Raw genomic sequence first — 19959 nt, 5'->3', positions numbered from 1 at the left:
CGCTGGCCTCGGCCGGCAACCGGCCAATTCGGTTTGCGCATTCCTCTCAAGGATCCACCATGACGACCATTCCCTTCGAGGCCCGCCGCTTTCAATCTACCGCCGCCTACTACACGCGTTATCGCGTCCCCTATCCGGATGAACTGATCGAGCGGATCGCTGAGCGCGCGGGTCTTGCGCCCGGCGAACGCCTGCTCGATCTCGGTTGCGGTCCCGGCCAGCTCGGCATCGCCTTCGCGCGATTGGCCAAGGCGGCCGTGACAGGCCTCGACCCCGAGCCCGAGATGCTGGAGGCGGCCTACGCTGATGCCGCCGCTGCCGGCGTTGATGTCACCTTTGTCAAAGGCTCTTCCTATGATCTTGATTCACGCTTCGCACCCCTGAAGATGACGGTCATGGGGCGTTCTTTCCATTGGATGGACCGACTAGCAACGCTGACTGCGCTCGATGAGATCACCGTTGCCGACGGCTGCGTGGTGTTGTTTGGCGACCGTCACATCTCCTCGACGCCGGAGTGGCGACAGGCCGTGAACCCTCTTGCTGAAGCCTTCGCACCCGAGCGCAATGCCGATCGCGAACGACGCAAGGCACCCGACTGGATAGAGCATGAAAACATCCTGCTTCGCTCACCCTTCAACGATCTGGAGCGGATCTCGGTTATCAGGGAACGCAAGCTTGGCCTTGATGATATCGTCGGCCGCGCCTTTTCCACCTCGGTGACATCGCCACAGGCGCTCGGCGAAAGAACGGCCGCCTTCGAGGCAGAACTGCGCAACAGCCTTCTCAAGCTGTCGCCGGAGGGCACCTTCGCGGAGGTGGTGGAGATCGGCGGCCTGATCGCACGCCGAAGCTAGCCGTCGACCCGATTTGCAAGAGAGAGCGCATTGCGCGTGGTATAGAGAAAGCTATCGGAGAGCTCGCGGCTCTCGACGGCGCGTGCGAGAACGACGGCGCCCATCATCGCTGACAGGGTCGTGAAGCCCTTCGCGCGCCGCTCCTCAGCCGTCTCGCCGGGAACGATACCGGATAGAATATCGACGAGCATCGAAAGCCCGTCATTGAAGGTCTCGCGCATCGGCCCGCGGCTGCGGCTGACCTCCTGGGCAAGCGATGCAAAGACACAGCTGCCGCCTGGATCATCGACGCTGCATCGGGACAGATAGTGATTGAGCAGCGCATCCAGAGGCTGCCCCGGTGCCGCGGCAATGATCTCGTTCCAGCGGATCTTCACCTTTTCGATCAAGGTGCGGCTGACTTCGAGCGCCAGGTCCTCCTTCGATTCGAAATGCCCGTAGAATCCGCCATGCGTCATCCCGGCCGCCTTCATGATGTCGGCGACGCCGATACCGTCGAAACCCTTTTCGCGAAACAGCACGCCTGCGACCTGCAGGATCTTCTCGCGATTTTCGGCAAATTTCTCTCGGCTGACCCGCATTCATTTCTCCGCAATTGGCAGCTTGACAATTTATATGATGTCCATCATCAATATGCAATAATTATGATGATCATCATCTAAAATCCAGATCGTACGACAACCCCAGACGGAAGCGTCATTATGGTATCGACTGCACTTGCCTCATCGCTGGCGCGACGCAACATCCACTATGGATGGATTGTTGTCGCCGCAACTTTCCTGACCATGCTGGTGACAGCCGGCGCGATGGGCGCCCCCGGCGTCCTGATCAAGCCCCTTCAGGATGAATTCGGCTGGGAGACCTCGCAGATATCGTCGGCGCTTGCCGTCCGCTTGATTCTCTTCGGTCTCATGGGGCCTTTCTCGGCCGCGTTCATGAACTATTTTGGCGTCCGCAAGGTGATCGTCTTCGCGATGATCCTGATCTCAAGCGGCTTCGTCGGCTCGCTGTTCATGACTGAGCTTTGGCAGCTTCTGCTGCTCTGGGGCGTGGTTGTCGGCCTCGGCACCGGGTTGACCGCCATGGTGCTCGCCGCCACCGTCTCGGCCCGCTGGTTCACCAGGCACCGTGGCCTCGTGGTCGGCATGCTGTCGGCGAGTTCCGCCACGGGCCAGCTGGTCTTTCTGCCAATGATGGCGCAGCTGACGGAAAGCTACGGCTGGCGCGCGACGGTCTTCTTCGTCTGCGGCATGATCCTGTTTGCGGCACTCGTCGTGCTCGCCTTCATGCGCGACCGCCCCTCCGATCTCAACCTGCCGTCCTTCGGAGAGGCACAGGTGACGCCGCCGCCCGCGCGGACCGGCGGACTGCTCACCATGCTCGCCGCACCTGTCGTCGTCCTCAAGGAGGTCTCAAAGACCTCGACCTTCTGGATCCTCTTTGCCACCTTCTTCATCTGCGGACTGAGCACAAACGGCCTGATCCAGACCCATTTCGTGACGCTCTGCGGCGATTTCGGCATCCTGCCGGTGGCTGCGGCCAGCGTTCTCGCCGTAATGGGCATCTTCGATTTCTTTGGCACGATCGGCTCTGGCTGGCTGTCCGACCGTTTCGACAATCGCTGGCTGCTTTTCTGGTATTACGGGCTGCGCGGACTGTCGCTGCTGTTCCTGCCATTCAGCGATTTCACCTTCTACGGCCTGTCGATCTTCGCCGTCTTCTACGGCCTCGACTGGATCGCCACCGTTCCACCGACCGTGAAGATCGCCGCCGACCGCTTCGGCCGCGAAAAAGCTGGCATCGTCTTCGGCTGGGTCTTCACCGGCCATCAGCTGGGTGCTGCCACCGCCGCCTATGGCGCCGGCCTGTCGCGAACAGAACTGCAGAGCTATCTGCCCGCCTTCTTCATTGCCGGCGCCTTCTGCCTGCTCGCCTCGGTCCTCGCGATCACGCTGAAGAAGTCGGGCCTTCACGCACCCGCTGCCGCCGGCGCACACTGACACGGTTTCCGGCCTGAGACGGCGGGCCGGAAACTCCAATAAATCAAGCCGAGAACTTCGCCCGCCGTCTTGCGCGCGCGGGCGAACGCATGCTAGACAGCCGCCTCGTCGGTATCCGTTGCCCCATTGGCGGAATTGGTAGACGCGCTCGACTCAAAATCGAGTTTCGAAAGAAGTGCTGGTTCGACCCCGGCATGGGGCACCACCGACAATCCCACTGCCGCTGCCAGACATCACCACCGGACAGTTTCTCTCGGGTGTTTTTTGTCAGGCCTGGTCGACACGTTTCCAGCACGATCGCTCAATGCGGCGCGCCAATGGCAACCACTCGGCGCGGATTGCGCCTAAGCGGTGCTCAAGCACCGCCGCAAGCAGGATCTTCAGTGAAAGCTTCCTGCGAAAACGACGCCCAGTGAGATAAAGATCATTGCCCCAACGAGGACGGTAAGCTTGCTGATTGCCCCGGGGACGTGGACCCCTGCCGCATCGACCTTACATGCGAGATAGAGGGGGAATGCGACGAAGAAGATCGAGATCCACTTCGGGCGCATCATCGTCGCATCGACAGCCAGCATGATGACGAAGACCAGAAACATGCTGACGACAAGCATCCGGCCGATCACCCGCGTCCATTCGCTGCTCGCAGCGAAAATGGTGCGGAGATGCCCGCGATAGACAACGGCGAGAACAGCGATCGTCAATGCGCAGCATTTGACAATTGATTCCACCAACTCCAAGGCGGCGATGAGCTGCAGAGGCATCCCGTGGCTCGATGCTGCCTGCATCTTTGTCACCGTGTCACCGGTTGCCGCATCGAGATGTGTTATCGCCCAATAAACATGCGGGCCAACAACAGCGAGACCAACCGCAATGGTCACGGCCAGCCGCCAGTTGAGAACCAATCGGCGCAGGCTGGGTTCAAGCAGGAGCGCAACTACGGTCGCCACGGGGATGATCGCAAAGTTGTACTTTGCCAGAAATCCCAGGCCGGCCGCCGCGCCGAGAAGCGCGTAGTTGCCAGCCGACGGGCGCTCGGCCACTAACGTCAGCACGTAGAGGAACAGCGCAACAGCAGCGAAGGCGCCAATGCTGTGGGTCAAATCCCGCTGCGACAGCAGAAAGACCGCCGGCAGGCTCAGGAAGCCGAGAATGGAAATCCAGGCAGTGTCACGCTCTCCCATCACTTTGCGAGCAGCCAAGCCAAGAAACAGGCAGCTCATCAGCAACGTCGCATTCTTCATGAATGCCAGCGTATCGACTGACACGCCGAAGACCTTGGCGAAACAGTAGAACACCCAGTTGTAGAGAGGCGGCTGGTCGCCATAACCGAATTGCAACGCATGCGAGAGTGCGACTTGTTCCGCCTCGTCGGAGGCGAGATCGCCGCCGCGCAGCAGCCGAAGGACGAAGCTCGCGGTAAAGTACGTTGCCAGCAGAAGGACGGGAAGGAGTGTGCTTAGCCGCGTCGAACGGCGGGGGGAAACATATGAACCACTAGTAGTATCCGTCAAATTTCGGCCCCATCTCCGCTCGTCTGAACAATGCTCTGTGGCAGAAACATGCAATTCCTCTGATAAACCGCACAACAGTTCACCTGTAACTTCGGGGACTTACCAGCGCCGTTCCTGCGGGGAGTGTTGCTCCAACGCAACGCTTGCCGAGCCGACCCGGTGGCAGCATTGCCGCCGCAATCTGGCTCTACCCACCATTTGGTTGGAGGTTGCAAATCAACTGTTTAACTTTTGAGGCGTTTCCGCCAAACTGCGGCCGCCAAAAAGGAAAGCGCGCGCGTGCATCAGGAAGTATCGCTTATTGCCACAATTGCCGTGAGTTTCGTCTGTGCGGCGATCCTCGGTTACATCGCCGACCGACTGCGTCTGCCGCCACTGGTCGGCTACCTTCTCGCCGGCATTGCCATGGGGCCGATGACGCCTGGCTTCGTCGCCGATACCGAGCTTGCAAGTCAGTTGGCCGAGATGGGCGTCATCTTGCTGATGTTCGGTGTCGGCCTGCATTTTTCCACCGCTGATCTGCTCGCCGTGCGCGGTATCGCCGTGCCAGGCGCGCTCGCCAGGATCGCCATCGTTACCCTGATTGGCATGTGGCTCGCCAGCTGGTGGGGCTGGGGCCTCGGCGCGGGGATAGTGTTCGGCCTCAGCCTGTCTGTCGCGAGCACGGTCGTGCTGCTGAAGGCCTTGGAGGAGCGTAATCTGCTGAATTCGGCCAGCGGCCGCGTGGCTGTCGGCTGGCTGATTGTCGAAGACCTGGCCATGGTTCTGGCGCTGGTACTGCTGCCTGCCCTTGCCGGATTGCTCGGGGGCCACGCCGCAGATGGCGCCGGCGCCGGACTGCCGCTTCCCATGACGATTGCGCTGACGCTCCTGAAAGTCGGTGCCTTTGCCGTCATGGCAATCTTTCTCGGACCAAAGATCGTGCCCTGGCTCCTGACGCTGGTCGCCCGAACCGGCTCACGAGAACTCTTCACCTTGACGGTACTCGCGATAGCGCTGGGTATCGCATTCGGCTCGGCGGCAATCTTCGGCGTGTCGTTCGCGCTTGGCGCCTTTTTCGCCGGCGTGGTGATGAGCGAATCCAATCTCAGCCATCGGGCCGCTGCGGATTCGCTGCCGCTTCAGAACGCCTTTTCCGTGCTGTTCTTCGTTTCCGTAGGGATGCTGTTCGACCCGTCGATCCTGGTGCGCCAGCCGATGGCGGTGATCAGCGCGCTGGCGTTGATCATCGTCGGCAAGGCTGTCATCTCTTTCCTGATTGTCGTCCTGCTTCGCTATCCGATCGGAATGGCACTGACCGTATCCGGCGGCCTGGCGCAAATCGGCGAATTCTCGTTCATTCTCGCCAGTCTCGGCGTTTCGCTCGGACTGCTGCCGGCTGACGGCAAAGACATCATCCTCGGATCGGCGATCATTTCGATTATCCTCAATCCGCTTGTCTGTGCTGGCGCCGAAGTGCTGCACAATCGGGTGCACACAAGGTGGCCGGTCCTCACCAATCACTTTGGCCGCCGTCGGCATGAGGCACTCGGCCGTGAACTTGAAAAGATCCGGGCGATCAACGAAGCACGCGAACATCAGCATCAGCTCGAGATGCAGGAGCTTATCGAGACCTTCCCGTTGTTCGCCAAGGTGGACGAGGACTCGCAGGAAGAGTTGCTGCTTCTCTTCCGTCCGAAATCGGCGCTGCCTGGCGAACGCGTAATCCGGAAGGGTGATCGCGGCGATGGCCTGTACTTCCTGTCTTCCGGTGCCGTCGAGGTGCAACTCCCGGACGGCCCGATCCCGCTCGAACCGGGGGCCTTCTTCGGGGAGATGGCGCTCCTCAGCGGTGGGCGTCGCACAGCGGATGTCGTCGCCGTCGACTTCTGCCAGTTCCTTGTGCTCGAACGGCGCGACTTCAACATGTTTACCGCAAAGCACCCCATCCTGCGTCAGGCCGTCAGCGAAATGGCGCGGGAACGCACCGAAATGAATGTGATGCGGCAACAACGCAATCAACCCTCCAGCGTCGCATCGTGACGCATCCGGCGCCGAGTGCGATCACGAAGATTTTTTGGCACGTCACCCTACGAACGACACAGCGACCATTTACAGCCGCATCGACGCCTCATAAAGCTCATGCGCTCGAAGCGAAAGGATTGGAATGCTCCGCAGACTCTACGACTGGACCATGTCTCTCGCCGCCCGGAAATCGGCCGAAGTCTGGCTTGCCGTTATCGCCTTCGTTGAAAGTTCCGTCTTTCTCGTTCCCGCCGATGTTCTCTTCCTGCCGATGGCGCTTGCAAAGCCCGAGCGCGCCTATCGCTATGCGTTGGTCGCGACCGTTGCCTCGGTGCTCGGCGGCATCGCCGGCTGGGCGCTGGGCTACTATGCCTACGATGCGATCGCTCGCCCTGTTCTGGAATTCTACGGCAAGCTCGACGCCTTCGAGCAGCTGAGGCTCTATATTCATGACGAGTGGGAAATTCTCCTGCTCCTGCTCGTAACCTCCGGCTTGGCGCATCTGCCGCCGATCAAGGTGGTGACGATTCTTGCCGGCGTCATTCACATGAATCTCGGCTTCTTCATCATCTCGGCGATCGTTGCACGCGGTGCACGCTTCCTGTTCCTGGCGTGGTTGCTGCGCCGCTACGGCGAGCCGATCCGCCATTTCATCGAAAAGCGTCTTGGGCAGGTTGCGGGTGTTGTTGCCGCCGTCGCCATTGCGCTTGGGATTGCCTATAAACTACTTGCCCACTGAGCCATTTCCGCGGAGTCCTACATGCCTGCCTCGTTTTCCCTTGCACGCCCAGTCATCGGCTATTCGCTGGCACTCGCGCTCGGCATGGCGGTGGTAGTCGGCACCGCGCTCGGCTTCCAGTATATCGGCGGCTATATTCCCTGCGCCCTTTGCCTGCTGCAGCGCCAGCCCTATTACTACGGCATTCCGATCGCGATCCTCGGCGCAATCGCCTCCGCGGTTGGCCTTCCGAGCTGGATCGGCCGTGCGTTCCTGCTCGCCGCCGGTATTCTTATGATCGTCGGAGCCGGCATGGGCGTTTACCATGCCGGTGTCGAGTGGCAGTTCTGGCAAGGGCCGGCGACCTGCTCGACCACAGCAGGCAGCATGACGCAGAACGCCGGTGACCTGTTGGGCGAACTGAACAGCATCAAGGGTCCGTCCTGCACCGACGCGGCGCTGCGCGTCCTCGGCCTGTCCTTCGCCGGTTGGAACGTGATCGCGAGCCTGGTCCTGGCCGCCTTCGCCTTCATCGGCGTCCGCAAGACGGCTTGAGCCTTTCCGATTCGAAACTGATCAGGGCTGCAGTTCGCTATCCCAGTACAGATAGTCGAGCCAGCTGTCGTGCAGGTAATTCGGCGGGAAAAGCCGGCCGTTGTTGTGCAGATCCTGCACCGTAGGCTGGTACGGCTTCTGATTCGGGAACATGCCAGCCTGCTTCGGCAGCTTGCTGCCTTTTCTGAGATTACAGGGAGAGCAGGCCGCAACGACGTTCTGCCAGGTCGTCTCCCCGCCATGGGCGCGCGGAATGACGTGATCGAACGTCAGGTCGTCATGTTCGCCGCAATACTGACATTCGAACTTGTCGCGCAGGAACACGTTGAAGCGGGTGAACGCCGGATTGCGGGAAGGCTGGACGTAGGTCTTGAGGCAGACGACGCTCGGGAGCCGCATCGAAAAGCTCGGCGAGGACACCGAATGTTCGTATTCTGCAATGATATTCACACGGTCGAGAAATACCGCCTTGATCGCGTCCTGCCAGGACCACAGCGACAAGGGGTAATAACTCAGGGGCCTGTAGTCAGCGTTCAGGACGAGCGCCGGCAGGGCCTGTGGGGAGACTGCAATCGTCAAGGGACTCTCCTGATCGATTCGGCATCTGCCCTCTTATATTAGGCCGGTTGTGACGGCATTGTGAAGTCTAATAAATTCAGGCATCAATCCTGTTGTTCAAGCACTGCAGTTCAGTCGATCGGCAATATGCCGCGACCGAGCTTGACGGCGTAATAGGCCCAGAAAAGCCTTGCCGCGACTGAACGCCATGGCGACCATGCACGAGCCAGCGAGGCCAACTCGCGGGGCGGTGGGCGAACCCCGAGACCGAATGCCGCAGCCACGGCGTTCTGCAAAGCGACGTCGCCGGATGGAAATACGTCCGCGTGGCCGCCGCAAAACATCAGATAAACCTCGGCGGTCCAGGGACCGACGCCCTTGAGAGCCGTCAGCTCTGCCAGCGCCACCTCGGGCGGCAACGCAGAGAGCGCCAGCAGATCGAGGCGACCGGAAGCCACCGCCTCGGCAATGCGCGCAAGCGTTTCGGCCTTGGCGCGCGAAAGGCCGAACTGCCGCCATGCGTCGGGATGAAGTAGCACATAGTTGTCGGCGGTCAGCAAGCCTCCGGCCGGCTGCATCCGCTTCCAGATCGCTTCGGCGCTGGCGCGCGACACCATTTGCGAGACGATGATGTGCGCAAGCCCCTCAAAACCGGGCTCACGCAGCCGCAACGGCAGCGGCCCGGCCTCGACTGCAATGGTAGAAAGCCGCGGGTCGAGGCGAAGCAGGCTCTCCAGCCCTTCCCTCACATCGTCGTCACTGCGAATGATCAGCACGCTTCCTCGCGATCCCACCGAATCCGTGGCAGAAGAAAGCATGACCGCGATTCCCCGTCAAAAGCTTGTCTTTCGTTTTGCGCCAAGCCCCAATGGCCCACTACATCTTGGCCACGCCCTGTCGGCCTTTCTCAACCAGGACATGGCGGCATTGTCGGATGGACGTTTCCTGCTGCGCATAGAAGACATCGACCTGACGCGCTGTACACCCGAATTGGAAGCCGGCATCTACGCCGATCTTGAATGGCTCGGTATCGACTGGGAGCGCCCGGTGCGGCGTCAGTCGGAGCATTTTGCGGAATACCAGACGGCACTCGACAACCTGATCGGGCGCGGCCTCGCATACCCATCGTTCATGACGCGAGGCGAAATCAAGACGCGGGCTTCTGCCGCCGAAGCCGCTGGCAAACCCTGGCCGCGTGATCCCGACGGCTCGCCGCTCTATCCACCCGACGATCGTGACCGCTCCGCGCTCGACCGTCAGCAACTGCTCGCATCTGACACGAAGCACGCCTGGCGTCTCGATATGGCGAAGGCCTTGACGGCTGCGGGCAGCGCCATTTCCTGGGAGGAGACAGGAGACGGCGACCGTGGCCGGATCGCTGCAGATCCTAGTGCCTGGGGGGACGTCGTCCTATCGCGGTCGGATGCGCCGTCGAGCTACCATCTCTCGGTGGTTCTTGACGACGCCCTGCAAGAGGTCACCCACGTGGTCCGCGGGCTCGATCTCTTTCATTCGACCTCGGTGCACCGGCTGCTGCAAAATCTGCTCGGCCTGCCGGTGCCAATCTATCATCATCATCGGCTGATCACCGATGAGTACGGACGCAAGCTTTCGAAGAGCCGAAGCGATACGGGGCTTGCCGAGCTTCGCGAGCGCGGCCTGTCACCCGCCGATATCCGCCGCCTTGTGGGGCTTTGAGGTCTTGCCCTGCCCACCGCCCAAAAAATTGCTCTTGAAGATCGCACGTACTCGAAACTTCAGGAGCGCGGCATTGAGCTCTGCACCGATGATGAAGATGACGCCGACCATATAAAGAAAGATCAAAACGATCATAACCGATGCCAGGCCGGCGTAGGTCGCGGTGTAATTCGCGAAGGTCGCCAGGTAGTAGGCGAAGATCAGCGCTCCCGCCAACCAGAGCAGGAGCGTCACCAGGACTCCCGGCACCACGTCGAACACGCGCCGACGCCCCGCGGGCAGCCACAGATGCACGACGAAGAGGCCGACGGTCAGCATGAACAACGTACCGTAGACACGCCAGCTGAAGACAACCTCCAGCGTATCGGCAAAGAGCGGGAACCACTGGCGCGCATAGTCGAGAGCCAGCGGCACGGCGACAAGCAGGATGCTGACGGCGGCAAAGATGATGACCGCGATAACGACATAGCCAAGGCTTGCAAGGCGCGTGAGATACCATGGCCGCGTTTCCTGGACGCGGTAGGCGCGGTTGAGCGAGATTCGCAGCGCCTCCACGCCGTTCGAGGCGAAGTAGGCGGCCGCCAGCACGGACACCGTGAGCAGGCCGCCGCGCGGTACCGTCAGAACCTGAATCACCTGATCGACGAGCGGTTTTGCGATCGCCTCGGGCCAGGTATCGAAGATCAGATGTATCGCCCTATCGGAAAACTGGTCGGCCCCCAGGAAGGTCGCCAATGTCGTCCCAAAAATGAGGAAGGGAAATACCGCCAGAAGCGTGGACAATGCGACATGGCTCGCCATCGCGAAGCCGTCGTCCTCTATAAGGTGGCAGATAGCATCGTAGACCACATCATAGAAGATGCGCATTATCTTCGGCATTGCGTCTCCCGGCTTTCTTCGTTGTATCGCCCGTTCGAATATGGGAAACCACTCCCATTTTGTACAGGAATCATTCCATGTCGGATCAGCGCACTATCATCGTGACAGGATGCTCTTCCGGCATCGGTGCGCACTGCGCCCGCGCGCTGAAAGCTGATGGCTGGCGGGTCTTCGCGACCGTACGCAAGTTTGATGACTTGGCATCGCTCGAAGCCGACGGCATCGAAGCGCTCCGTATGGACTATACCCGCCCCGATACGATCTCGGATCTTGTGCGCGATGTGGTGGCGCTAACTGGCGGACGCATCGACGCGCTGTTCAACAACGGCGCCTATGGTCAGCCCGGCGCCGTGGAAGACCTACCAACGGATGCCCTGCGCGCTCAATTCGAAACGAACGTCTTCGGCTGGCATGAATTGACCCGCCAGGTGGTGCCGCTGATGCGCAAGCGCGGCCAGGGTCGGATCGTGCAATGCTCATCGATCCTCGGCGTCGTGCCGCATCGCTTCCGCGGTGCCTACACCGCCTCCAAGTTCGCACTCGAAGGCCTCAGCATCAGCCTTCGCATGGAGCTGCAGGGCACCGGCATTCATGTGAGCCTGATCGAACCCGGGCCGATTGCCTCCCGCTTCACGGCAAACGCACTCGCAAAAATCAACGAGCACATCGACGTCAAGAACTCGGTGCATGCGGCAGATTACCGCCGTCAGCTTGCACGCCTTGACGGCTCGGGTAGTCCCAATCGACATAAGCTCGGTCCGGACGCCGTTTATGCCGTGCTGAAGCACGCATTGAACTCCAGCAATCCGAAACCACATTACCCCGTAACCACGCCGGCAAAGCAGGGCATGGTGCTGAAGAGGCTGCTGCCCGCTGACCTCTTCTACCGCCTGATGCGCTGGGTGGACTGATCAAGAAAGCCAAAGCCAGCATGTCCACGGTCACCTATATCCTCGCGATCATCGTCATGGGCATCGTCGCCCTCGTGTTGATTCGCGGGCTCTTCAACATGATGAAGGGCGGCAATCCGAATCTTTCCAACAAGCTGATGCAGCTGCGCGTGCTGCTGCAGGCAATCGCCGTGCTCCTGATCATGCTGACGCTCTGGCTGACCGGTGGCGGCCGCCCTAGCTAAGGCGGGGAAGAGAGAGGGGAGAGGCATGGTAAGGCTCAATAAGATCTACACCAAGACCGGCGATGACGGCACGACGGCGCTTGTTTCCGGGCCGCGTCGCCTGAAATACGATCTACGTGTCGAAGCCTACGGGACGATTGATGAAGCCAACTCCGCGATCGGCGTCGCGCGCCTGCATATGCAGGGCATGCCGGTCCTGGAGCGGATGCTGATGTTGATCCAGAACGACCTCTTCGACCTCGGCGCCGACCTTGCGACGCCCGACGATGGCAAGCCGCTGACACACGAGCCGCTGCGCATCGTCGATAGCCAGGTCGCACGCATCGAGAGTGACATCGATGAGTTGAACGCGGACCTGCAGCCTCTGAAGTCTTTCGTGCTGCCAGGTGGTCACTCAGCCGCGGCACACCTTCATCTCGCCCGCACGATCGCACGCCGGGCCGAGCGGCTGATGGTCGAGCTCGCCCGCGCCGACGGCGAAGTCGTCAGTGAAGCGGCATTGAAATACGTCAACCGCGTTTCCGACTTCCTATTCGTCGCCGCCCGCCATGCCAATGACCGCGGGCACGCGGATGTGCTTTGGGTTCCGGGGAAAAACAGGTAGGTTCCTCCGCGACTATGTGACGCGAACGCCGGGGGCAGGCTTCATGTTCATACCACTGCACGATGCCAATACGCTGAAGCATATCAAGGTCCAATGGGTGACGATGGCGCTGATCGCGGTGGACTTCGCGATTTGGCTATTCACCGGGGTTGTCGCCAGCCAGTCTGTGTCGCAGGCGACGATTGTCGGCCTGGGTTACATTCCTGCGGTATCCTTTCATCACGCAACGCTGGCGCCGGCGCTGGCCCTCATCCCCGAACCACTGACCTACATTACCTACTCCTTCGTGCATTCCGGTTTCTGGCACCTCGCGCCAAACATGCTCTTCCTTTGGGTCTTCGGCGATAATGTCGAAGACGCGATGGGGCATTTCCGTTTTCTTGTCTTTTATCTGCTTTGCGCGGCTGCCGGCGCTCTCGTCCATGGGCTCGTGGGCCCGACATCGGAAGCGCCGCTTGTAGGTGCCTCCGGCGCGATCTCCGGCGTGGTCACCGCCTACGTCGTCTTGCATCCCCGTGTGAAAGTCTGGGTATTGGTGCTGATGCGCGTGCCGCTGCCATTGCCGGCCTTCGTCCCGTTGCTTCTGTGGATCGGCCAGCAGTTCGTCATGCTGGTGCTGGACCCAAACGGCGGCATTTCCTGGGGCGCGCATGTCGGCGGCATCGTCGCCGGTGGCGTTCTGGTTCTCGTCATGCGCCGCCGCGGCGTTCCGCTTTTCGATCGCGAAGTCGTCATGCCGAGGGCTGTCAGGGACCGGCCGACGCCCAACCCGGCAATGGTCGCGGTACCTGGCCAACCGCTACGTCCGCGGCTGCCCTGGGACAAACAATAACTCCAACATTGACGTGAACGTAAACGTAATATATTCACAGCTCAATTTGCCTGTCTGCGTCATGGAAGCGTTGTGTTTGGAGGAAAAACGCGTATCCATGTCGCCATTCGACAATCGGAGCAGCGCCAAAACGCGCATTTTCTTGGCGAAAGAGTTGAAGGAAGGACCCCATGAAAATTCTCGTCCCCGTCAAGCGGGTGGTTGATTACAACGTGAAGATCCGCGTGAAGCCGGACGGCACAGGCGTAGAACTCGCGAATGTGAAGATGTCGATGAACCCGTTCGACGAGATCTCGGTGGAGGAGGCGCTGCGGCTGAAGGAAGCCGGCAAGGCCGAGGAAGTCGTTGTCGTGTCGATCGGTCCTGCCAAGGCTGAAGAGACGCTGCGCACCGCGCTCGCCATGGGTGCCGACCGCGCCATTCTCGTCGAGACCGACGATGCCGTCGAACCGCTGGCCGTTGCCAAGATCCTCAAGGGCGTCGTCGACGCTGAAGAGCCGGGTCTCATCATCGTTGGCAAGCAGGCGATCGATGACGATTCCAACCAGACCGGCCAGATGCTGGCGGCGCTGCTCGGCACCGCGCAGGCAACCTTCGCCTCGAAGATCGAAATCGGTGATGGCAAGGCAACCGTGACGCGCGAAGTCGACGGCGGCCTGCAGACCATCGACGTCAAGCTCCCGGCCGTCGTCACATCAGATCTGCGCTTGAACGAGCCGCGCTATGCCTCGCTGCCGAACATCATGAAGGCGAAGAAGAAGCCGCTCGACAAGAAAAGCCCCGCCGATTTCGGCGTCTCCACCGCGCCGCGCCTGAAGGTCTTGAAGACCGAAGAGCCGTCCGGCCGCAAGGCGGGCGTCAAGGTCAAGTCGGTCGCCGAGCTGGTCGAAAAGCTGAAGACCGAAGCCGGCGTCCTCTAGGGTTCGAGAAAGGGAGATTATATCCATGGCCATTCTTCTTCTGGCTGACCACGACGGCAGCCACCTTTCCGACCAGACAGCCAAGACGCTGGCGGCAGCATCGAAGATCGGCGGCGACGTCACCATCCTCGTCGCGGGTGCCGGCGCCAAGGCCGCCGCCGAACAAGCTGCCAAGCTGTCGGGTGTTTCCAAGGTGCTGGTTGCGGAGGACGCAGTCCTTGCCAACAACCTCGCCGAACCCCTGGCGGCCCTGATCGTTTCACTCGCGGCAAGCTATGACACGCTCATCGCCGCCGCCACCTCAACCGGCAAGAACGTCATGCCGCGCGTCGCCGCCCTGCTCGATGTCGCCCAGGTCTCCGAGATCATTGAAGTGGTCTCTGCCGACACCTTCAAGCGGCCGATCTATGCTGGCAACGCCATCCAGACGGTACAGGCGACCGACGCCAAGAAGGTCATCACCGTGCGCACTGCCTCCTTCGCCGCCGCTGCCGAAGGCGGTTCCGCCGCGGTTGAGACCGTCGCGGCTGCTGCCAATCCCGGTCTATCGACCTTCGTCAAGGACGCACTGTCGGCCTCCGACCGACCGGAACTGACCTCGGCGAAGATCATCATCTCGGGTGGCCGGGCGCTGGGCTCGGCCGAGAAGTTCAAGGAAGTCATCCTGCCGGTCGCCGATAAGCTCGGGGCCGCCGTCGGCGCCTCGCGCGCCGCCGTCGATGCCGGCTACGCCCCGAACGACTGGCAGGTCGGGCAGACCGGCAAGGTCGTGGCACCTGACCTTTACATCGCCTGCGGCATCTCCGGTGCCATCCAGCATCTCGCCGGCATGAAGGATTCGAAGGTCATCGTCGCCATCAACAAGGACGAAGAGGCGCCAATCTTCCAGGTCGCCGACTACGGCCTCGTCGCTGATCTGTTCGATGCCCTGCCGGAACTGCAGAAGGCCCTTTGAAACGAGCAGATGCCATCATTTCGCACTTGCGAATGACTGGAAAATTATCTTTTTAAGGGCTACTACTTCTGCCGGGCGATCATTCGTCCGGCAGTTTTGCTAGAAAAATGCGGCGGCGCGGCGGCGCATGCCGAGCGGGGGTTTGGAGATGAATGCGGTGTTGAAAACGGTTGGTATCATCGGCGCGGGCCAGATGGGTTGCGGCATCGCACAGGTTTCGGCAACGGCCGGCTACAAGGTCCAAATCTACGATCTCTCCGACGAACGCGTCCAGCACGGTCTCGCCACCATCAATGGCAACCTTGCCCGCCACGTAACGAGTGGCAAGATGACGGACGACGAGCGCTCCGCCACGCTTTCCCTGATTTCAGGCTCCTCCGACCTCAACGATCTCGCCGCCTGCGATCTGGTGATCGAAGCGGCGACCGAGGACGAAAGCGTCAAGCGCAAGATCTACGCCCAGGTCTGTCCGGTCCTGAAGCCGGAAGCGATCCTTGCCACCAACACATCCTCGCTCTCGATCACCCGGCTTGCCTCAACCACCGATCGGCCCGAACACTTCATGGGCATCCATTTCATGAATCCGGTTCCGGTCATGAAACTCGTGGAACTGGTTCGCGGCATCGCGACCGACGAAGTGACCTTCGCGACAGCCAAGGAATTCGTCGCATCGCTGGAAAAGACCGTGACGGTCGCCGAGGATTTCCCGGCTTTCATCGTCAACCGGATCCTGCTGCCGATGATCAACGAGGCGATCTACACGCTCTATGAAGGCGTTGGCACTGTCGATGCGATCGACACCGCAATGAAGCTCGGCGCCAACCACCCGATGGGACCGCTGCAGCTCGCCGATTTCATTGGTCTCGACACCTGCCTGTCGATCATGCAGGTGCTGCACGACGGCCTCGCCGACTCCAAATACCGCCCCTGCCCGCTACTGGTGAAGTATGTCGAGGCCGGCTGGCTCGGTCGTAAATCCGGCCGCGGCTTTTACGACTATCGCGGCGAAACGCCGATCCCGACGCGCTAAGGTTTGGCGGCGGCCAGAGCAGCGGGAATCCCCTGCTCCACTACCAACGCCGTGAGCGCTCGCTCGGCGCGAATTCGGATTTCCTCGTTTTGACCGGCTCGTGCATCAAGGCAGGCGGCGCCAATCGTTAAGTTCCGCCTTCCTTTTGCTTTTCTTGCCGCCCAAGCGGTTGATTCCGCTCAACGCTGGTTTGAGAGCTACTCCTTGATGTCGGGCTCGACGAGCTTCGCCAGGTTGCGAAGCGATTCCTGCCAGCCAAGATAACATGCCTCCGGAGGAATCACGTCTGGTACGCCCGCCTGGACGACATCGAGCTCTGTGCCGACCGAGACCTTTCGAAATGTCACGGTGACTTCCATCTCGCCGGGCAAGTTGGGATCATCGAATTTGTCGGTGTAGCGAAGCTTCTCGCCCGGCGCCAGTTCGAGATAGCTGCCCCCGAAAGAATGGCTCCCGCCGGTCGTGAAATTCCGGAACGACATGCGGTGTGTTCCGCCGACCTTGGCCTCCAGATCGTGGACAGTGCAGGTAAATCCATTGGGTGGAAGCCACTTGGCCAGCGCGTCCGGTTCCAGGAATGCGCGATAGACTTTCTCGGGACTGGTCGCCAGGACGCGGTGAAGACGTATCGTGTTGGGCATGACGTTCCTCCTTTGGATTGAACTCTTAGAACGCGCATAGGACGAACCTGCTACGGTCAATCCGACAACGGGATTGAATATTTGGCACCAGCCTGGCTCGGTCTGCCGAGCGAAACCGGCAAAGCGATCCCATCTGAGGGGGCGTTCTTTACAGTAATATACGTCCCCAATGATGCCATCTTATGCATGATCTGCGCGTTCAATCTCAATCCGATCTGACAGAAAGAGTGCGAAATGTTGAAACGCAATTTAACGGTGGCGATCGTCCTAGTTGCCTGCGCCTTTCACTCCGGAGCAGCGAGCGCCCAGACCTTGAGCTACGCGGATGCGGTGACGAAGCTGGCGGATGACTGCGGCGCGGACATCCAGAAACTCTGCAAGGGGCTAAATCTCGGGAATGGGCGAATTGCAGATTGCCTGCAGCAGAACGCCGCCAAGGTGTCGGCAACTTGCAAGGGCTCGTTGAGCACCGCCTTCCAGTCGATCACTCAGCGCGAACATGCCCAGGTGTCGTACAAACAAGTCTGTCAGAGGGACATGTCGAAGAGCTGCTCCGGCATCAAGGGTGACGGCTTTGTTCTCGCCTGCCTCGTCACGAAGGAAAAGCGTGTCAGCAAGGAATGCAACCAGGTCATTACCGATGCGGGATGGAGATGAACCAATGAAGCGCATTTTTTCAAGGATGTCCCTGGCCATCGCCGTCGCGGCTCTCCTTCCCGGACTTGCCGCCGCACAGGAGGTGTCGCAAGAGCGGATCGTCAAGGGACTGGGCAAACTGACGGCAGCGGCCCCTGTGATCGATCTCGTGATTTTGCGCGAGGAGGCGATCAGTGGCGGAAGCAAGCCGATGTCGGCACTTCCAAATTGGCAGCGGATCGCGAAGCTGCCGCAGATGGTTGTCGAGATCAATTTCGAGAATGACTCCGTTTCCATTCAGCCGAAGTCGTACCGCACACTCGGGATGATCGCCGACGCCCTGCATCATCCAAACCTATGGGCCTACAATTTCCTCATTGTCGGTCACTCAAGCGCGACAGGCGATGAAAAGCACAATCTCGAGCTTAGTGAGCAACGTGCGGCGGCCATCAAGGAAGCTCTTTCGACAACCTTCGCAGTCGATCCTCGACGTCTCTACGCCGTCGGCGTTGGTGAACACTTGCCGATCGAAGGCACCGATGTGAACGGGTCGAACAACAGGCGCGTGCAACTCATCAATCTTGGGGTCTTCAAGAGCAAATCGTAATCTGACAGGGATTGCACGGCGTCGAACGAAACGCCGTGCAATCCGATGAACCGCTGCGGAGCGAAGGCGACAGCGGACGAGAGTCGTCTCCGGAAGAACTCTTCTCCATGCCGCTCGCGGGGACTATTTTTTCTCCCGGATTCCCTAACCTGGCGATTGGAGGGGCTCGTGTCTGTAGGCAGCCGTAGCAAACTTCCCTTCGTGTTGGCGGTCGCAACGCTTCCGACGATTTTTGCATCGGGAAGCGATGCGGCGGATCTCACCGTTCGAATTGATAGCGGAATGCTGAGAGGCGAGAGGTCAGGTACCGTCCTAAGCTTCAAAGGAATCCCCTACGCGGCACCGCCTGTCGGCAGCCTGAGATGGCGCAATCCGACACCAGTACAAAAATGGACCGGCGTCAGGGACGCGCGCAACTTCGGTCCTTCATGCATGCAGACTGACGACGTGCCGAAGTCCGAGGATTGCTTGACCCTCAATGTCTGGAAACCCGCCAAGCACTTCGAGAGATCGCTTCCGGTGATGGTTTGGATTTACGGCGGCGCGCTTGTTCACGGAAACACCGCTCACTATCCCGGCAACCAGCTTGCCGCCCAGAGAGTCGTGTTCGTCAGCATGAATTACCGCATGGGACGGCTGGGCTTCTTTGCCCATCCCGGGCTCATAGCGGAATCGCCCGGCGAACCGGCGGGCAATTATGGTTACATGGACCAGCTTGCAGCCTTGAGGTGGGTCCAGCAAAACATCAGAGCCTTCGGTGGAGACCCAACAAAAGTGACCATATTCGGAGAGTCAGCAGGTGGCGGCTCGGTGATGGCACACATGATATCGCCGCTATCACGAGGACTTTTCCAGGCAGCCATTTTGCAGTCGCCGACCCTCCCCACCGCGCGTGCGCGAAGCTTGCAGCAGCCGTCATTGAAACAAGCCGAGAAAATCGCGCTGGACTACGCAAAGGCTCTCGGAATTGCTGGCAACGATTCAGCCGCTCTCGCGGCGCTCCGGGCGCTGCCTGCTGAAAAGCTGACGGAGGGTGCGTCGGCCCAAGCGGTGCTGACAGGAACGTCGACGGGCAAGCCCGTTGTCGGCGTCTCCGGTCCGATCGTGGATGGGCGGTTCTTGCTCGAAACACCCGAAGCGGCTTTCGCAGCAGGACGGCAGGCGTCAGTGCCCGTCATTGTGGGTGCGAATAGCCTTGGTCTTGGCATCGGTCAGGCGGCGTCGAAAGACGACCTCTTCCAGATGTTCGGAGAGCATGCAGCGGAAGCCCGTGCGCTTTATGACCCTGACAATCAGGAGACGCTTGATGCGCTGAAACAGCAGGTCCTCGCCGACAAGACGGTTATTGAACCGTCTCGCCATCTCGCTGACGAGATGCTCCGAGCGGGTCAGCCGACGTGGTGGTATCGTTTTTCCTACGTCGCCGAGGCCCTGCGCAACGATCCGACATGGAAAGGCGCTCCGCACGGCTCCGAATTTCCCTATACGTTCGATATTCCTGCCGCGTTGGTGAAAGGCAAAGTTACGCCAGCCGACTGGGCCATGGCTGCGCTGGCGAGTGCCTATTGGGTTGATTTTGCAACGAAGGGTGATCCCAACGGCGGCTCCCGGCCGAATTGGCCGATCTACGATCCCAATGTCGATAAAGTCATGAGGTTCACCAATGACGGCGCGCTTGTAGCGCCCGATCCGCTGAAACGCAGGCTTGATCTCTGGCAACGATATTGGAACGAACAGAACTGACGGGTCAGGCGCTGCGGTTCAGAGGGCTTGACCGCTGTTGTGCCCTGGTGCCGCAAGTGGCGACGCGAGATTTTTGGAC

At 60.4% G+C, this 19959-nt stretch carries 22 protein-coding genes and 1 tRNA gene; 17 read left to right on the top strand and 6 right to left on the bottom strand.

The annotated features are described in order from the left end of the window. Positions 1-59 precede the first annotated feature (59 nt). Positions 60-854 carry a class I SAM-dependent methyltransferase gene (locus FHT77_RS12265; protein ID WP_183755286.1) on the top strand — a complete coding sequence of 265 codons (795 nt, stop codon included), beginning with the start codon at positions 60-62 and terminating at the stop codon, positions 852-854. Here the strand turns inward: FHT77_RS12265 and FHT77_RS12260 are convergent. Further along, positions 851-1435, bottom strand: coding sequence for a TetR/AcrR family transcriptional regulator (locus tag FHT77_RS12260; RefSeq protein WP_183755285.1), 585 nt, complete (start codon positions 1433-1435; stop codon positions 851-853). The two genes, FHT77_RS12265 and FHT77_RS12260, sit on opposite strands and share 4 nt — an antisense overlap. 120 nt (positions 1436-1555) lie before the next feature. Between FHT77_RS12260 and FHT77_RS12255 the strand changes: the two genes are divergently transcribed. Together FHT77_RS12255 and FHT77_RS12250 are read left to right on the top strand one after the other, a co-directional pair. Beyond that, a complete protein-coding gene (locus FHT77_RS12255) occupies positions 1556-2854 on the top strand; it encodes an MFS transporter (RefSeq protein WP_183755284.1) in 1299 nt (432 codons plus the stop codon). A 120-nt stretch (positions 2855-2974) separates the two neighbouring features. Further along, a tRNA-Leu gene (locus tag FHT77_RS12250) sits at positions 2975-3059 on the top strand. 175 nt (positions 3060-3234) lie between these two features. On the opposite strand, the gene FHT77_RS12245 is transcribed toward FHT77_RS12250, so the two are convergent. Then, a complete protein-coding gene (locus FHT77_RS12245) occupies positions 3235-4365 on the bottom strand; it encodes an ArnT family glycosyltransferase (protein ID WP_183755283.1) in 1131 nt (376 codons plus the stop codon). 279 nt (positions 4366-4644) lie between these two features. On the opposite strand from FHT77_RS12245, the gene FHT77_RS12240 reads away from it, so the two are divergent. The 3 genes from FHT77_RS12240 (at position 4645) to FHT77_RS12230 (ending at position 7642) form a co-directional block, all read left to right on the top strand. After that, entirely contained in the window at positions 4645-6387 is a 1743-nt protein-coding gene (locus FHT77_RS12240; RefSeq protein WP_183755282.1) for a cation:proton antiporter, read from the top strand. A 124-nt stretch (positions 6388-6511) separates the two neighbouring features. Next, positions 6512-7108 (top strand): YqaA family protein, encoded by a 597-nt coding sequence (locus FHT77_RS12235; RefSeq protein ID WP_183755281.1) that lies wholly within the window; start codon positions 6512-6514, stop codon positions 7106-7108. Positions 7109-7129: 21 nt separating this feature from the next. Next, positions 7130-7642, top strand: a complete 513-nt coding sequence (locus FHT77_RS12230; protein ID WP_183755280.1) for a disulfide bond formation protein B — start codon at positions 7130-7132, stop codon at positions 7640-7642. 21 nt (positions 7643-7663) lie between these two features. On the opposite strand, the gene FHT77_RS12225 is transcribed toward FHT77_RS12230, so the two are convergent. Together FHT77_RS12225 and FHT77_RS12220 are read right to left on the bottom strand one after the other, a co-directional pair. Beyond that, the gene (locus FHT77_RS12225) at positions 7664-8221 is read right to left on the bottom strand and encodes an HNH endonuclease (protein ID WP_007790722.1); all 558 of its coding nucleotides are present in this window, start codon (positions 8219-8221) and stop codon (positions 7664-7666) included. A 110-nt stretch (positions 8222-8331) separates the two neighbouring features. Then, positions 8332-9018, bottom strand: a complete 687-nt coding sequence (locus FHT77_RS12220; RefSeq protein ID WP_183755279.1) for a DNA-3-methyladenine glycosylase family protein — start codon at positions 9016-9018, stop codon at positions 8332-8334. Here FHT77_RS12220 and gluQRS point away from each other — a divergent pair. Then, positions 9017-9898, top strand: a complete 882-nt coding sequence (gene gluQRS, locus FHT77_RS12215; protein WP_183755278.1) for a tRNA glutamyl-Q(34) synthetase GluQRS — start codon at positions 9017-9019, stop codon at positions 9896-9898. The genes FHT77_RS12220 and gluQRS overlap by 2 nt on opposite strands. Here gluQRS and FHT77_RS12210 read toward each other — a convergent pair. Continuing rightward, positions 9863-10777: a YihY/virulence factor BrkB family protein gene (locus tag FHT77_RS12210; RefSeq protein WP_183755277.1), complete on the bottom strand. Its 915-nt coding sequence runs from the start codon at positions 10775-10777 to the stop codon at positions 9863-9865. The two genes, gluQRS and FHT77_RS12210, sit on opposite strands and share 36 nt — an antisense overlap. A gap of 77 nt (positions 10778-10854) precedes the next feature. On the opposite strand from FHT77_RS12210, the gene FHT77_RS12205 reads away from it, so the two are divergent. The 7 genes from FHT77_RS12205 to FHT77_RS12175 all read left to right on the top strand — a co-directional run bounded on the left by FHT77_RS12205 (position 10855) and on the right by FHT77_RS12175 (position 16253). Further along, entirely contained in the window at positions 10855-11688 is an 834-nt protein-coding gene (locus tag FHT77_RS12205; protein WP_183755276.1) for an SDR family oxidoreductase, read from the top strand. A gap of 20 nt (positions 11689-11708) precedes the next feature. Next, a complete protein-coding gene (locus FHT77_RS12200) occupies positions 11709-11912 on the top strand; it encodes a twin transmembrane helix small protein (protein ID WP_007790735.1) in 204 nt (67 codons plus the stop codon). Positions 11913-11937: 25 nt separating this feature from the next. After that, positions 11938-12516, top strand: coding sequence for a cob(I)yrinic acid a,c-diamide adenosyltransferase (locus FHT77_RS12195; RefSeq protein ID WP_183755275.1), 579 nt, complete (start codon positions 11938-11940; stop codon positions 12514-12516). Positions 12517-12559: 43 nt separating this feature from the next. Further along, a complete protein-coding gene (locus FHT77_RS12190) occupies positions 12560-13348 on the top strand; it encodes a rhomboid family intramembrane serine protease (RefSeq protein WP_183755274.1) in 789 nt (262 codons plus the stop codon). Between the two features lie 170 nt (positions 13349-13518). Continuing rightward, the gene (locus FHT77_RS12185; RefSeq protein ID WP_183755273.1) at positions 13519-14268 is read left to right on the top strand and encodes an electron transfer flavoprotein subunit beta/FixA family protein; all 750 of its coding nucleotides are present in this window, start codon (positions 13519-13521) and stop codon (positions 14266-14268) included. A gap of 25 nt (positions 14269-14293) precedes the next feature. Further along, on the top strand, positions 14294-15223 hold the full coding sequence (locus FHT77_RS12180; RefSeq protein WP_183755272.1) for an electron transfer flavoprotein subunit alpha/FixB family protein: 930 nt from the start codon (positions 14294-14296) through the stop codon (positions 15221-15223). A gap of 148 nt (positions 15224-15371) precedes the next feature. Next, on the top strand, positions 15372-16253 hold the full coding sequence (locus FHT77_RS12175) for a 3-hydroxybutyryl-CoA dehydrogenase (RefSeq protein WP_016556416.1): 882 nt from the start codon (positions 15372-15374) through the stop codon (positions 16251-16253). A gap of 197 nt (positions 16254-16450) precedes the next feature. Here FHT77_RS12175 and FHT77_RS12170 read toward each other — a convergent pair whose 3' ends face one another. After that, on the bottom strand, positions 16451-16894 hold the full coding sequence (locus FHT77_RS12170) for an SRPBCC family protein (RefSeq protein ID WP_183755271.1): 444 nt from the start codon (positions 16892-16894) through the stop codon (positions 16451-16453). A gap of 234 nt (positions 16895-17128) precedes the next feature. Between FHT77_RS12170 and FHT77_RS12165 the strand changes: the two genes are divergently transcribed. The 3 genes from FHT77_RS12165 (at position 17129) to FHT77_RS12155 (ending at position 19880) form a co-directional block, all read left to right on the top strand. Beyond that, a complete protein-coding gene (locus FHT77_RS12165; protein ID WP_183755270.1) occupies positions 17129-17551 on the top strand; it encodes a hypothetical protein in 423 nt (140 codons plus the stop codon). 4 nt (positions 17552-17555) lie between these two features. Then, complete coding sequence (locus FHT77_RS12160; protein ID WP_183755269.1) at positions 17556-18137, top strand: OmpA family protein; 582 nt, start codon at positions 17556-17558, stop codon at positions 18135-18137. 168 nt (positions 18138-18305) lie between these two features. Next, a complete protein-coding gene (locus FHT77_RS12155) occupies positions 18306-19880 on the top strand; it encodes a carboxylesterase family protein (protein ID WP_312859741.1) in 1575 nt (524 codons plus the stop codon). The last annotated feature ends 79 nt before the right edge of the window (positions 19881-19959 follow it).

It is taken from the genome of Rhizobium sp. BK181 (genome assembly GCF_014193305.1).
GTDB lineage: Bacteria > Pseudomonadota > Alphaproteobacteria > Rhizobiales > Rhizobiaceae > Rhizobium.
Note: the sequence above shows the minus strand (reverse complement) of the source record. Positions and strands in the feature narration are given on the sequence as shown.

Coding starts and splice junctions, on each gene's coding strand:
- FHT77_RS12220 (WP_183755279.1), bottom strand. CDS start 9,018: ATGCTTTCTTCTGCCACGGATTCGGTGGGATCGCGAGGAAGCGTGCTG.
- FHT77_RS12170 (WP_183755271.1), bottom strand. CDS start 16,894: ATGCCCAACACGATACGTCTTCACCGCGTCCTGGCGACCAGTCCCGAG.
- FHT77_RS12235 (WP_183755281.1), top strand. CDS start 6,512: ATGCTCCGCAGACTCTACGACTGGACCATGTCTCTCGCCGCCCGGAAA.
- FHT77_RS12260 (WP_183755285.1), bottom strand. CDS start 1,435: ATGCGGGTCAGCCGAGAGAAATTTGCCGAAAATCGCGAGAAGATCCTG.
- FHT77_RS12180 (WP_183755272.1), top strand. CDS start 14,294: ATGGCCATTCTTCTTCTGGCTGACCACGACGGCAGCCACCTTTCCGAC.
- FHT77_RS12185 (WP_183755273.1), top strand. CDS start 13,519: ATGAAAATTCTCGTCCCCGTCAAGCGGGTGGTTGATTACAACGTGAAG.
- FHT77_RS12255 (WP_183755284.1), top strand. CDS start 1,556: ATGGTATCGACTGCACTTGCCTCATCGCTGGCGCGACGCAACATCCAC.
- FHT77_RS12200 (WP_007790735.1), top strand. CDS start 11,709: ATGTCCACGGTCACCTATATCCTCGCGATCATCGTCATGGGCATCGTC.
- FHT77_RS12210 (WP_183755277.1), bottom strand. CDS start 10,777: ATGCCGAAGATAATGCGCATCTTCTATGATGTGGTCTACGATGCTATC.
- FHT77_RS12165 (WP_183755270.1), top strand. CDS start 17,129: ATGTTGAAACGCAATTTAACGGTGGCGATCGTCCTAGTTGCCTGCGCC.
- FHT77_RS12265 (WP_183755286.1), top strand. CDS start 60: ATGACGACCATTCCCTTCGAGGCCCGCCGCTTTCAATCTACCGCCGCC.
- FHT77_RS12160 (WP_183755269.1), top strand. CDS start 17,556: ATGAAGCGCATTTTTTCAAGGATGTCCCTGGCCATCGCCGTCGCGGCT.
- FHT77_RS12190 (WP_183755274.1), top strand. CDS start 12,560: ATGTTCATACCACTGCACGATGCCAATACGCTGAAGCATATCAAGGTC.
- gluQRS (WP_183755278.1), top strand. CDS start 9,017: ATGACCGCGATTCCCCGTCAAAAGCTTGTCTTTCGTTTTGCGCCAAGC.
- FHT77_RS12195 (WP_183755275.1), top strand. CDS start 11,938: ATGGTAAGGCTCAATAAGATCTACACCAAGACCGGCGATGACGGCACG.
- FHT77_RS12230 (WP_183755280.1), top strand. CDS start 7,130: ATGCCTGCCTCGTTTTCCCTTGCACGCCCAGTCATCGGCTATTCGCTG.
- FHT77_RS12205 (WP_183755276.1), top strand. CDS start 10,855: ATGTCGGATCAGCGCACTATCATCGTGACAGGATGCTCTTCCGGCATC.
- FHT77_RS12175 (WP_016556416.1), top strand. CDS start 15,372: ATGAATGCGGTGTTGAAAACGGTTGGTATCATCGGCGCGGGCCAGATG.